This window comes from Bradyrhizobium sp. LCT2 (assembly GCF_009931255.1).
Classification (GTDB): domain Bacteria; phylum Pseudomonadota; class Alphaproteobacteria; order Rhizobiales; family Xanthobacteraceae; genus Bradyrhizobium; species Bradyrhizobium diazoefficiens.
In genome coordinates, this window is record NZ_CP034432.1 from 3,949,727 (window position 1) to 3,962,498 (window position 12,772).

Consider the following 12,772-nt stretch of genomic DNA (forward strand, 5'->3'; position numbering starts at 1 on the left):
TCGTTGCAGGACAATCCCTGCAAGCCAGGAGCGGTGCAGCATGAGTTCGATGACGATTGGACCGATCGCAGGGTCTGCTGCCGACCCATCCGAGCGCAGCGCGCTCCTGTTCTGGATGATCTTTACCGGGCTGTCGATCTTCGCCGTCGTGCTGTTGTGGCGCTTCGGCCTGATCCACCTGATGCTGACCTCGGACCGGACCTACATTTCCAGCGTGATCGCGCTGCTCTATGTCCTCACCTGCGGCCATTGCTTCCTGCGCACGCGGGCGATCGCGCGGGAGGGGGCGGCGGCGCGGCGCTGCAGGGCGGCGCTCGCGGCGCCCGGCGGCAGCAAGCTGCTCGATGCGAGCGCGACGGCTCTGCCGCGCGGACTGGTGCGCGATCATATCGACAGCCTGGTCACCAAGGCCGCCGCGCAGGATTACCGGCCGGTTGACCAGACGCTGCTGCTGCGGACGCTGGCCGACCGCCTGCGCGGCTCCAACGGCTTCGGCGCCTTCGTCTCGGACACGCTGATGAAGCTCGGCCTGCTCGGTACCATCATCGGCTTCATCATCATGCTGGCGCCGATCGCCGGGCTGGATGCCGCCGACAAGGTCGCGATGCGGTCCTCGATGGGGCTGATGAGCGACGGCATGGCGGTTGCAATGTACACGACGCTGGCGGGCCTCGTCGGCTCGATCCTGGTCCGCATCCAGTACTACATGCTGGACGCCGCGACCCAGCGGGTGTTCTCGGATGCGGTGGTGCTGACCGAGACGTACGTGACGCCGGTGCTGGAACGCAAGGGCGCCGGAATCCCGTCATGATGGATGATTTCGGTCTCTATCCGCGCGAGGAGCCGTTCGATCCCCTGGGCGTGATGCTGTTCAAGGCGCTCCAGGTGATCGCGTTCCTGTTCTTCCTGGCGCTGCTTGCGGTCTCGCCGGATGCGAAGGACGGCAAGATCGACTCCAAGGCCGAGTTCATGATCACGCTGGACTGGCCGGACAATCACCCTGACGATCTCGACCTGTTCGTGCAGGATCCGGCCGGCAACATCGCCTGGTATCGCCATCGCGAGGCCGGCTTCCTCACGCTCGACCGCGACGATCGCGGCGGGGCCAACGATTTCATCATCGTCAACGGCAAGAAGATCGCTTCGCCCATCCGCGAGGAGATCGTCACCGTGCGCGGCATCGTTGCCGGCGAATACACCGTCAACGTCTCCCACTTCGTGGCCACGACCGGCGAGCCTGTGACGGCCAATGTGAAGGTGCAGAAGCTCAATCCGACCGCGCAGGTCATCTTCGACAACAAGTTCACGCTCGACCACACCGGCGACGAGAAGACCGCGGTGCGGTTCCGGCTCGATGCGGAAGGCAAGGTCGTCAATGTGGACCAGCGGCCGAAATCGCTGCTGGAGACGTTCCGCAGCAGTTGGCGCAACGGCGCCGACGTCGATGCGAAGACCGGTGTGAGGATACGCCGTGAGTAACCTGCAGACGGTCATCCTCACGCTGTCGGTCGCCTATGCCGTCATCGGCGCGCTGCTGCTGGTCGTGCTGGTCTATGCGCGGCTGCACTGGGCGCTGAAGGCGGTCGCGGTGGTCGTGACCAGCGCTTTCTACGTCGTCAGCTTCACCGAAATGCGCGGGCTGCTCGGCTGGGCCAGCGCCGACCGGCTGCCTGCTGCCTTCAAGCTGCTCCAGGCCCGCATCGTCGAGCCGCATTCGCTGGAGGGCGATCCAGGCTCGATCTATCTCTGGGTCGAGCAGCTCGACGAGGACAATCGTCCGAGCGGCATCCCCCGGGCCTTCCGCGTGCCCTATGACGACCGGCTGGCCAACAAGACCCACGCGGCGCAGAACGAGATCGCGGCCGGGCATCCGCAGGGCGGGCGCGCCGCGGATTTCGGCGGTGGCGAGGGCAGCTTGATCGACATGGTCCGGGAGTATGTGACGCCCAAGACCATCCTCGAGACCAGCGGGGGCGATTCCTCGACCGGCGAGTTCAACGCCCCGCCGGCCGGTGCGCAGGGCGCGGTATTCACCCCGCTGCCGCCGCCCCGGATGCCGCCGAAGGACGAGCAATAGACCCTTGACCATCGCGGCGGGGGCACGCTGGAAAACGGCCCCGCGCTGGCGCATCTTCTTGACGTCCCTCAATTTGGCCTTATCGGCTTTCGATAAGAACCTGAGGGTGGAGGGTGCGTGCTTCTCGCTGTCTTTTCGGATATCCACGGCAACCGACAGGCGTTCGAGGCTTGCCTGAAGGTTGCCCGTGCGAAGGGCGCAGAGCGGTTCATCCTGCTCGGCGACTTCGTCGGCTATGGCGCCGATCCGGAATGGGTCGTGGATACCGCGATGGAGCTCGTCGCCGGGGGCGCCGTGGCCGTGCGCGGCAATCACGACCAGGCGGTCAATTCCTCGGCCGAGACCATGAATGCCGAGGCGCAGATCGCGATCGAATGGACCCGCGGCCGGCTTGATGCCGCGCAGCGCCGGTTCCTGGCCGAATTGCCAATGCTGGTGGCGGACAGCGACCGGCTGTTCGTGCATTCGGAAGCCTCCAGTCCCCAGCGCTGGCACTACGTCCGCTCGACGGCGGATGCCGCCAAGAGCCTGATCGCGACGCCCGCCCATGTCACGTTCTGTGGTCACATTCATCGTCCGGCGCTCTATTCGATGTCGGTGACGGCGAAGATGACGAGCTTCGTGCCGAAGACCGACGTCCCGGTGCAGCTTTTGCGCGGACGGCAATGGCTCGCCGTGCTCGGCTCGGTCGGCCAGCCCCGCGACAGCGATCCATCCGCATCCTTCGTGCTGTTCGACACGGTCTCGTGCCAGATCACCTATTGCCGCGTGCCCTATGACATCGCGAGCGCGGCGAACAAGATCCGCGAGAACGGCCTGCCGCCCTGGCTCGCCGACCGGCTGTCGCAGGGACGCTAGAGGCCGATGCCGAAACCCCTGGTCAAATCAGGCGCGGAGATCGACGGCTACACCATCGGCGAATGCGTCCATGCCGGCGGCATGGCGACGCTGTGGACCGTCACCCATCCCGGCATCGACGTCCCGCTGCTGATGAAAATTCCGCGGGTGTCGGAGGGTGAGGACCCCGCCGCGATCGTCTCCTTCGAGATGGAGATGATGATCCTGCCGCGGCTCGCGGGCCCGCACGTCCCCTCGTGTTTCGGCACCGGCGATTTCGCCCACCAGGCCTATGTCGTGATCGAACGCATCCCCGGGACCACGCTCTACAAGCGGCTGGCCGACCTGCCGCTGCCATACGAGGAGGCGCGGCTGCTGGTCGCGAAGATCGCGACCGCGCTCGCCGATCTGCATCGGCAGAACGTGATCCATCACGACATCAAGCCAAGCAGCATCATGTTCCGCGAGAGCGGCGAGGCGGTGCTGATCGACTACGGCCTGTCGCACCACAACCATCTGCCCGATCTCCTGCAGGAGGAGTTCCGCCTGCCTTACGGCACCGCGCCCTACATGGCGCCGGAGCGGCTCCTGGGCGTGCGCGACGATCCGCGCAGCGACCTGTTCTCGCTCGGCGTGCTGCTCTATTTCTTCACGACCGGCGAGCGGCCGTTCGGCGAGGGCGAGACGCTGCGCGCGATGCGGCGCCGGCTGTGGCGCGATCCGCATCCTCCGCGCGCACTGCGCGCCGACTACCCGCCCTGGCTCCAGGAGGTGGTGTTGCGCTGTCTCGAGATCGAGCCGGTGCGGCGCTATCCGACGGCGTCCCAGCTCGCCTTCGATCTGACCCATCCGGACCAGGTCAGGCTCACGACACGCTCGGAACGGATGAAGCGCGACCCCCTCGGCGTCGCCTGGCGGCGCCGCTTCAACCAGGGCGTCATGCAGCCGCGCGCGAAATCGGATGTCGCAGCCCAGATCGCATCGAGCCCGATCCTCGCGGTCGCGCTCGACACGGCGGAAGGCGCGCCCGAGCTGAACGAGGCGCTGCGCGTCACCACCGAGCGCATTCTCGCCACGCTGCCCTCGGCGCGGCTTGCCTGCCTCAACGTCCTGAAGCTCAACCGTATCGCGATCGACCGGACGCTGGACGAGCAGGGCTCCAACAAGCATATCGACCGGCTGGTGGCGCTCCGGCATTGGGCCACGCCGCTGAAGCTGGACGAGAGCCGGCTGTCGGCTCATGTGCTGGAGGCGGTCGATCCGGCCGCTGCGATCCTGGAATTCGCCGAGGTCAACCACGTCGACCACGTCATCATCGGGGCGCGGCAGGGCTCATTCAGGCGCACGCTGCTCGGCAGCGTCTCGGCCAAGGTGGCCGCGGAAGCGGCCTGCACCGTCACCGTGGTGCGGCCGCCGCGAATGGCGGGTGATGAGGCCGATGCCGGCGAGGCGGCGGGATAGGCGCGCCCGGCGTCGCCGAGAAGAGATCAGGCCGCGTGGGCGGTATGGCCGGTGCGCCTGCGGCGGATGGGCCAGGAGAATTGCGGACCGGGCTCGCCGTGATCCGCGCTGCCGCCGAAATACTGGATGATCTCGCGGCAGGGCTCGCAATTGAACAGGTTACGCGACGCGGATGCCTTGGTCATTTCCTTCAGGCAGTTCGGGCAATGCGGTTTCATGGATTTGATCCGGAAAGGAGGTTCTCAGTGTCGGCGCTGCGAGGGCAACGAATGGTCGAGCTCCGAATTGTCGAGCTCGGCATCGTCATCCATGGCGCCGTCGGCGCGCTCGAGGCGGCCGAAGAAATAATCGAGGCTCGGATGCGGGCGACGCGGAATCCGGCACCTGCGCTTCGGCTGACATTTTACGACCGCGATCTGCATGGACGTCAGCCCCGGCGATGAAGGCGATGGATGCGCGCGGAACGGGCCGCAACCTTCTCCGGTCCGACCGTTGGGCCAAACACCACAAATGCACTGAAACCAATCCACAACGCCACGCCAGTCCAAACCAGGGTCGTCGTCATGATGTGCTCCCGTCAAAAGCAGGCAGGAGCCAATAGCGGTGATTTGCGCGAATCAGTGAAGCCCGGATGAGTACGGGTCGCAGTTGCAATTTTAGGCATCGCGCGCTGCGGCACCCGTAAGAGCCGCAGGTTTTCGCCGCTCGTGCAGAGTCCGATGCGGCTCAGATGGCTTCGCCGCGGGCGCCTGCGGCGGCATTGCGGATCGCGGCAATATTGGTCCTGTAGGCGTCCTGCGTGCCGCCCCTGAACACGGAGGTGCCGGCGACGAAGGCGTTGGCGCCGGCCGCGGCGAGCGCGCCCGCGACGTCGGGACCGACCCCGCCGTCGACCTCGATGTCGATCGGACGGCCCGCCGTCATCGCGCGGATGTCGCGGATCTTGCCGATCGCGGAGGGAATGAAGGCCTGGCCGCCGAAGCCGGGATTGACCGACATCACCAGCACGAGATCGACCAGGTCGATGACGTATTCCAGTACGCCGATGGGCGTGCCCGGATTGAGCGAGACGCCCGCCTTCTTGCCGAGCGCGCGGATCGCCTGGAGCGAGCTGTGCAGATGGGGACCTGCTTCCGCATGGACCGTGATGTGGTCGCAGCCGGCTTTGGCGAAGGCCTCGAGATAGGGATCGCAGGGCGAGATCATCAGGTGCGCGTCGAAGACCTTCTTGGTATGCGGGCGCATCGCCTTGATGACGTCGGGGCCATAGGAAATGTTCGGGACGAAGTGCCCGTCCATCACGTCGAGATGGATCCAGTCGGCACCGGCGGCGTCCACCGCGCGCACCTCTTCGCCGAGCCTGGAGAAATCCGAGGCCAGGATCGAGGGGGCGATTGCCAGGGGGCGGGGGGTGAAGGCTTGGGTCATGGCGCTGTTTCCCGTGGCGGCCGGAAGAGGAATGGGTCTCGCCTAACATGGGCCTCCGTGGCGGGCAATGCAGGACAGGCGCGCTGCCTGTGGGCGGAAATTTCTGCCGTCACCGGCACGAATTGCCGATATCGCCGGGCCGCGCCAGGTGCGCTGGAAGCGGAATTCATTGAGCTTTTCGCGCTGGCACGGCGCTTGCTGACTTCCTCCCCGGAACATTGACCGCGGCATGCCGCATCGGTTGGAGTTGTGCAATGCTGTTTGCTCTTGGCGCCGTCTCGACGGCGCTCGACGCGATCCAGTCGCTGACAAACCCGAAATCGTCGTCCTCGACACAGAAGGCGGGATCATCGCAAAGCGCGCCGACCAATCCGTTCGCGATCGACAGCGGCAGCAACAGCACGAGCAGCGGCGCGACCTCGTCGGCCAACTCGGGCAATTGCTCGCAGATCGCGCCGGAGACGATGAGCGCGCTGATCGCCGCGCAAAGCCAATCGTCGGACGGCACCAGCAGCGCGACGACCTCGACCTCGTCGAACTCGTCGTCCTCGACCCGCCGGGACGCTGCGCTGAAGGACCTGTTCTCGCAGATCGATGCGGACGGCGACGGCAAGATCACCAAGTCCGAATTCGAGAAAGCGCTGGGAGCCGGCGGCACCAATCTGGCGCAGGCCGATGACGTGTTCTCGAAGCTGGATTCGAATTCCGACGGCAACGTCAGCCTCGACGAGATGTCGAAGGCGCTGAAGAGCGGCCATCGCGGCCATGCCCACGGTGCCAGCGGCTCCGGCGAGGGATCGGATTCCTCCTCGAAGCCGAGCGGCGGATCGACCTCGACCACGACGACCGCCGCCGACGGCTCGACCACCACCACCGTCACCTATGCCGACGGCTTCAAGATGTCGACGACGGTCCCGGGCGCCTCCAGCTCCCCTAATTCGGCTTACGATCTGTTCGCGCAGTTGATGCAGCGGCAAGGCGGGCTGGGGCAAGGCGCTTCAGCGACCGCCGGCTCGTCGATGTCGATGAGCGTGTGAGCTAAGAGCGCTCTCTCGCCAAATTGCGTTGTCATGCCCCGCGAAAGCGGGGCATCCAGTACGCCGCGGCCTTCCGGTTCAATCACAACCGTCTCTGGAATACTGGATCGCCCGGTCTTCGCCGGGCGATGACACCTGATGTGACGGGCGTTCAACTACCCACCAAACCGGTCCCGCCATGCCGGCTGCGCGCCGCCGAACGGCAGCGCGGTTGCGCAATACACGCCGCGTGCGATTGCGCGCGCGACCACGTTGGCGGCGACGGTGCCGAGCTCGGTGAGGCCGACCAGCGGCTCGATCGGCTTTTCGCAGGTCGCAGCCGCGTACAGCACGTCGCCGTCGGTCGGTGCATGCACCGGATAGATGGCGCGGGCGAAGCCGGTGTGGGCGATCATCGCCAGCCGCTTGGCCTGGGGCTTGGTCAGCACCGCGTCGGTGACGACGGCCCCGATCGTGGTATTTTCGCGCGCGCTCGCGGCGGGACCGCCCTTGATGCGCATGCGCAGCATGTCGTCGGTGAACTTGTCAGGCAGGCCGCGTCCGCCGTATTCGCCGTCCACCTCGAACGGCGCCGCCCAGAACCACGGCCCGTTGCCGACGGTGACGCTGCCCACTGCATTGACGGCGACGATCGCCGCGACCTTGACGCCATCAGGCGTCACCGCCGAGGCTGAGCCGAGCCCGCCCTTGAACGTCGCGGTGGTGGCACCTAAGCCCGCGCCGACGCTGCCGATTGCAAAGTCCGTGCCGGCGGCGGCTGCCGCGGCGTAGCCGAGGTCGCGATAGGGCGAGAAGCGTCCCCAGGCCTTGTCGCCGCCGTTGAGGAGATCGAACAGGATCGCGCCCGGCACGATCGGGATCAGCGCTTCGCGAACCCGGTGGCCGCGGCCCTGCTCGGCGAGCCAAGCCTGCACGCCGCCGCCGGTATCGAGGCCGAAGGCGGAGCCGCCCGACAGCGCGATCGCGTCGACGCGTTCGACGGTATTGGCGAGATCGAGCAGTGCGTCCTCGCGCGTGCCGGGGCCGCCACCGCGGACGTCGATCGCCGCGACCGCGGGGGAATCGAAAATGATCGCGGTCGTGCCGGAGGCGACTTTGGCATCCTCGGCATGGCCGACGCGGACGCCGGCGATGTCGGTCAGCAGATTTTTCAAGGTGGCCTCGCGCGCTGATGAGGAGTTCGCTTCTGCGATAGCGCAGAGATGCCGCAGGCTCAACTGGCGAGCGCCGTTCTGAGCATCTTGGCCAGCTCGGACTTGCGGTAGGGCTTGGCCAGCAGCAGCACGCCGGAGTCGAGCCGGCCGTGATGGACGATGGCGTTCTCGGTGTAGCCCGAGGTGAACAGCGTCTTCAGATCGGGGCGGCGGCGGGCCGCTTCATCGGCGAGCTGGCGGCCGTTCATGGCGCCCGGCATGATGACGTCGGTGAAGAGCAGGTCGATGTCCTTGTCGGCGTCGATGATGGTGAGGGCGTCGGCTGCGTTGGCGGCTTCGAGCGCGGCGTAGCCGAGGCTCTTGATCTGGGTCACGACGTATTGCCGTACCAGAGCGTCGTCCTCGACGATCAGGATCTTCTCGCTGCCGCCGGCGACGGGCGCGTTCTGAAGCGCCTCGAACTCGGTCTCCTGCACGCCGGTGGAGCGGGGCAGGTAGATCTTCACGCTCGTGCCGTGGCCTTCCTCGCTGTAGATCTTGATGTGGCCGCCGGACTGCTTGACGAAGCCGAACACCATGCTGAGCCCGAGGCCGGTGCCCTTGCCGACCTCCTTGGTCGTGAAAAACGGATCGAACACCCGCTCGATCAGATCGGCCGGAATTCCAGTGCCGGTGTCGCTGACCGCGATCATCACGTAATTGCCGGCAACGATGTCGGGATTCATGCTGGCATAGCCGTCGTCGAGGAAGACGTTGCGGGTCTCGAGCACCAGGGTGCCGCCGTCGGGCATGGCATCGCGCGCGTTCAGCGCGAGGTTGAGGATCGCGGTGGAGAGCTGGCCGGGATCGACCAGTGTCGGCCAGGCATCCTCGGTGAGCTGGGGCATGATGGTGATCTGCTCGCCCAGTGTCGGATGCAGCAGCTTGGCGGCCTCGAGCGTCAGCGCATTGACGTCGATCTCGCGCGGCTGGAGCGGCTGCTTGCGGGCGAAGGCGAGCAGGTGCTTGGTCAGCTGCGCGCCGCGCTCGGCGGCGTCGTCGATCAGCTTGGTGATGGCGGCGAGTTCGGGACGATCGGCGACCGCATCCGCAAGAATACCGATCGTGCCGGTGATGACGGTCAGCACGTTGTTGAAGTCGTGGGCGACGCCGCCGGTCAACTGGCCGATCGAATCCATCTTCTGGACCTGCCGGAGCTGAGCTTCGGCGGCCTGCTTCTCGGTGAGGTCGCGGCCGATGAAGAAATGGCGCCGCACCGGCTCGGACCAGGTGCCCATCCAGTTCAGCGTGACCTCGTGACCATCGTAGTGATAGTAGCGCGCCTCGAAGCTGCGCTTGACCGCGCCGCGCCGGGCCGCGCGCATCTCACTGCGCGTCTTCTCGAGGTCATCAGGGTGGATGAACTCGATCGCACTGTGCCCGACCATGTCGTCCGGGCTGAAGCCGAGGATGTCCTTCACACTGGGGCTGACCTGGATGAAATTGCCGAAACCATCGGTGACCAGGATCAGATCCTGCGAGGTCTCGAAAATGCGCTGGCGCTCCTCGATCTCCCGATTGAGCGCCATCTCCGCTCGCTTCCGCTCGGTGACGTCGCGGGCCACCTTGGACGCGCCGATGATCTTGCCCTCGGTCGATCGCAGCGGGACCTGGCTCAGCACCACGTCGATGGGTTGACCGCTCTTGTGCAGCCGTACGGTCTCCTGCTGGTCGATGACCTCGCCGTTGCGGGTGCGGGCCAGATTCTCGGCGACATCGTCACGCTGATCGTCCGGCATGATGATGTCGATGGAACGGCCGACCGCCTCATCGGCGGAGTAGCCGAAGACGCGCTCGGCCGCGCTGTTCCAGGTCGTGATGGTGCCGTCGAGCGACTTGGTGATGATGGCGTCGTTGGAGGATTCGACGACGGCGGTGAACAGCCGCTCGCGCTCGGCGTGATAGTCGCGCTCGGCGTCCGATCGGCGCTTCAGCGCGCCGACCATGCTCGCGGTCTGCGCCTGGAGGCGGACATTCTCGACCAGGAGCACCGCGAGCACAAAGGTCGCCGCGCAGAGGCCGTAGAGGCGGCCGACGTAGAAGCCGAGATCGAAGCGCGCGACGTTCACGATCGCCGAGAGCGCGATATCGAACAGCCAGGCGCACATCACGACCATGAGCCAGACGTCGATCACCGAATGCGGCCTGCGGAACCAGAGCGAGACGAGGGCGGCAAAGCTGAGCGACCACACGAAGGATACGACGCCGATCATGGCCGGCATGTAGTGGCCGTCGCGCAGCAGGACCGGGAGCAGATCGTGCCAGGCGGTGACGATCCAGGCGAAGACGGCCATGGCGGCGGCGACGCCGAACACGATGGCGCAGATCGCCCTGATTGTCGTGCCGCGGATCCTGGCGCCGCCGTCGGCCTCCTTCAGCCAGGCATAGCCCAGCACGAACACCGGGAAGCCGCCGTGCCAGATCATGTAGAGCCAGACCGTGGTTTGCCCGCCCGCGCCGAAAAGTCCGGTCGGGGTGAACAGTCCGGGGAAGGTGAGGGCATGAACCAGCGCCGCGGCGGCGGTGAACAGATAGCCGCTCGCGAGCCACAGCAGCGCGCGGGTCCGCAAGACCGAAAACTGCGACAGCAGCAGCACCGCGGTGACGATGTCGCTTACGGCGAGGGCCGATTGATAGCTCGCGACAAAGGCCGGGACGGGCAGGAGCGGGGTACCCGCGAAAGGGACGGCCAATGCGAACAGGATTGCGGATATGCCGACGATCGCCAATGCGGCGGTGCGGTCGGTCGAGGTGGCCGGCAGGGTCGAAAGGAATGTGCTTCGGTCGATCGTCGCGGGCACGTCCACCTCTCGCAGACCGGTCTTCGCCATTTTCATCGACGTCATTCGGATCCCCGCAGGCCGGCGCTATGGTAGCGGGTTACGGGCGCACATCTTGAACTGTTGCGGCCGCGACTCAACCGAAGGTTACAGATTACTTAATTCTGGTGGGACCACGGAATAGGGGTCGGGTAAGATGCGCTTTACTGGACGGTGCCATAATGCCCTCCCGCCGGAGTGGGTTCCAGGTTTGAATCATCGATTTTGATCGATATCCGGGAGTTCTTCCCTATGCCCCGTGTTCTCATCATCGACGACCAGAAGGACGTCCGTGCGATGGTCGCGATCGTGCTTCGGGTCCATCGCTTCGAGGTCGCGGAGGCCGAAAGCGGTGCGGCCGGGCTGAAAGCCTTCGCGGAAAGCCCGTTTGACGTGGCGATCGTCGATATCTTCCTTGGCGACACCAGCGGCGTCGACGTCATCGCGAGCCTGCGGGAGCGTGCGCCGGGCCTCCCCATCATTGCGGTGTCCGGGATGACGGCGCTGGATTTCATGGAACAATCGCCTCACCTTGCCAACGTGGTCTGCCTGCAAAAGCCGTTTCGGCCGAACGATCTCCTGCAAGCGCTGCGGAAGGCCCAGGCCGCGGCGGGCGGCGAACTGCCCGCAGCCGTCTGACCCTTGTCCAGGACGCTTGCCCAAGAAGAACGCCCCGGGCAAGCCGGGGCGTGATGATGCTTGGATAACGGCCTTGGGGCCCGGCAAGCGCGTTAGGTGCCGTTGCCTTTGATCTCGGCGTAGCCGCCCTTGGCATCCCATTTGTAGACGACGTAGTCGATCTGCTTGATGTCGCCCTTGGCGTCATACTCGATCGGGCCGATCACGGTGTCCCACTTGCCGGCCTTCATCGCCTCCATGACCTTCTTGGCGTCGGTGGTGCCGGCCTTCTTGGCCGCCTGCGACCAGACCTGCATCGCCGCATAGGTGTAGAGCGTGTAGCCTTCGGGGTCGATGTTCTTGGCCTTGAAGGCATCGACGATCTTCTTGGCGGTCGGCTTGTTGCGCGGATCGGGGCCGAAGGTGAACAGCGTGCCTTCGCCGGCCGGGCCGGTGATGGAGGCGTACTCCTTGTCGGCGAGCGCGTCGCCGGCCATCAGCACTGTCTTGAGACCCTGGTCGCGCATCTGGCGCAGGATCAGGCCGCTCTCCTGATGGTAGCCGCCGACATAGACGAGATCGATGTTGTCGCGCTTCAGGCGCGAGACGATCGCGTTGAAGTCCTTGTCGCCCTTGTTGTAGGACTCGTACATCTTCTCGGTGATGCCGGCCTTGTTGAGCGCCTTCTTGGTCTCGTCCGCAAGACCCTTGCCGTAGGTGGTCTTGTCGTTGAGGATCGCAATGTTCTTGCCCTTGTAGTTCTTGGCGATGTACTGCGCCGCGATCAGGCCCTGCTGATCGTCGCGGCCGCAGACGCGCGCCACGTTCCACAGCTTGCGCTCGGTGAAGAGCGGGTTGGTGGAGGCTGGGGTGATCTGGAGGACGTTGCCGTCTGCATAGGCCTCCGAGGCCGGGATCGACGACGACGAGCAGTAGTGTCCGGCGACGAAGGGGATCTTGGCGCCGGCGATCTTTTCCGCAATCGAGCGCGCCTGCTTGGGATCGCAGGCATCGTCCTCGACGTTGAGCGCGAGCTTCTTGCCGTTGATGCCGCCGGCGGTGTTGATATCAGCCACGGCCATCTCGGCGCCGTTCTTCATCTGGCGGCCGAAGGCGGACTCTGTGCCTGTCATCGGGCCTGCGACTGCGATGGTGACATCCTGCGCGAATGCCGCGCTCGACAGCGCGATCGACGCGCCGAATGCCAGACCGATGAGCTTCAGTGATTTCATGAGATACCTCGCGGGTGGTCGCCTGTGGAAGTTGCCGGGCATGCCCGGTCCAAACCGGCGCCATTCTTGA

The 12,772-nt window shown here is 65.8% G+C and carries 14 protein-coding genes; 7 read left to right on the forward strand and 7 right to left on the reverse strand.

Translation table 11 applies throughout. From position 1 onward, the window contains the following. The first annotated feature begins 40 nt into the window (after nt 1–40). The 5 genes from EI171_RS18925 (at nt 41) to EI171_RS18945 (ending at nt 4,375) form a co-directional block, all read left to right on the forward strand. Entirely contained in the window at nt 41–811 is a 771-nt protein-coding gene (locus EI171_RS18925; RefSeq protein WP_011088432.1) for a MotA/TolQ/ExbB proton channel family protein, read from the forward strand. Then, nucleotides 808–1,479 carry a hypothetical protein gene (locus EI171_RS18930; protein WP_011088431.1) on the forward strand — a complete coding sequence of 224 codons (672 nt, stop codon included), beginning with the start codon at nt 808–810 and terminating at the stop codon, nt 1,477–1,479. The genes EI171_RS18925 and EI171_RS18930 overlap by 4 nt, the downstream gene beginning before the upstream one ends. After that, nucleotides 1,472–2,077: a hypothetical protein gene (locus EI171_RS18935; RefSeq protein ID WP_028173396.1), complete on the forward strand. Its 606-nt coding sequence runs from the start codon at nt 1,472–1,474 to the stop codon at nt 2,075–2,077. Before EI171_RS18930 ends, EI171_RS18935 begins: the two co-directional genes overlap by 8 nt. A gap of 117 nt (nt 2,078–2,194) precedes the next feature. Then, a complete protein-coding gene (locus EI171_RS18940; RefSeq protein WP_011088429.1) occupies nt 2,195–2,935 on the forward strand; it encodes a metallophosphoesterase in 741 nt (246 codons plus the stop codon). Nucleotides 2,936–2,941: 6 nt separating this feature from the next. Beyond that, complete coding sequence (locus EI171_RS18945) at nt 2,942–4,375, forward strand: bifunctional serine/threonine-protein kinase/universal stress protein (RefSeq protein WP_011088428.1); 1,434 nt, start codon at nt 2,942–2,944, stop codon at nt 4,373–4,375. Between the two features lie 26 nt (nt 4,376–4,401). Here EI171_RS18945 and EI171_RS18950 read toward each other — a convergent pair whose 3' ends face one another. The 4 genes from EI171_RS18950 to rpe all read right to left on the reverse strand — a co-directional run bounded on the left by EI171_RS18950 (nt 4,402) and on the right by rpe (nt 5,803). Next, entirely contained in the window at nt 4,402–4,593 is a 192-nt protein-coding gene (locus tag EI171_RS18950; protein WP_028173398.1) for a hypothetical protein, read from the reverse strand. Between the two features lie 24 nt (nt 4,594–4,617). Continuing rightward, entirely contained in the window at nt 4,618–4,797 is a 180-nt protein-coding gene (locus tag EI171_RS18955; RefSeq protein ID WP_028173399.1) for a hypothetical protein, read from the reverse strand. A gap of 5 nt (nt 4,798–4,802) precedes the next feature. Then, nucleotides 4,803–4,940: a hypothetical protein gene (locus EI171_RS44790; RefSeq protein WP_202633161.1), complete on the reverse strand. Its 138-nt coding sequence runs from the start codon at nt 4,938–4,940 to the stop codon at nt 4,803–4,805. A 161-nt stretch (nt 4,941–5,101) separates the two neighbouring features. Beyond that, the gene (rpe, locus tag EI171_RS18960) at nt 5,102–5,803 is read right to left on the reverse strand and encodes a ribulose-phosphate 3-epimerase (RefSeq protein WP_161534382.1); all 702 of its coding nucleotides are present in this window, start codon (nt 5,801–5,803) and stop codon (nt 5,102–5,104) included. A 254-nt stretch (nt 5,804–6,057) separates the two neighbouring features. Between rpe and EI171_RS18965 the strand changes: the two genes are divergently transcribed. Next, nucleotides 6,058–6,840: an EF-hand domain-containing protein gene (locus EI171_RS18965; protein ID WP_161534383.1), complete on the forward strand. Its 783-nt coding sequence runs from the start codon at nt 6,058–6,060 to the stop codon at nt 6,838–6,840. 155 nt (nt 6,841–6,995) lie between these two features. On the opposite strand, the gene EI171_RS18970 is transcribed toward EI171_RS18965, so the two are convergent. Then, on the reverse strand, nt 6,996–7,994 hold the full coding sequence (locus tag EI171_RS18970) for a P1 family peptidase (protein WP_011088424.1): 999 nt from the start codon (nt 7,992–7,994) through the stop codon (nt 6,996–6,998). Nucleotides 7,995–8,053: 59 nt separating this feature from the next. Beyond that, nucleotides 8,054–10,879, reverse strand: a complete 2,826-nt coding sequence (locus tag EI171_RS18975) for a PAS domain S-box protein (RefSeq protein ID WP_011088423.1) — start codon at nt 10,877–10,879, stop codon at nt 8,054–8,056. A 225-nt stretch (nt 10,880–11,104) separates the two neighbouring features. Between EI171_RS18975 and EI171_RS18980 the strand changes: the two genes are divergently transcribed. Then, nucleotides 11,105–11,491, forward strand: coding sequence for a response regulator (locus EI171_RS18980; protein ID WP_161534384.1), 387 nt, complete (start codon nt 11,105–11,107; stop codon nt 11,489–11,491). 92 nt (nt 11,492–11,583) lie between these two features. On the opposite strand, the gene EI171_RS18985 is transcribed toward EI171_RS18980, so the two are convergent. Then, complete coding sequence (locus tag EI171_RS18985; protein WP_011088421.1) at nt 11,584–12,702, reverse strand: branched-chain amino acid ABC transporter substrate-binding protein; 1,119 nt, start codon at nt 12,700–12,702, stop codon at nt 11,584–11,586. Nucleotides 12,703–12,772: the final 70 nt, after the last annotated feature.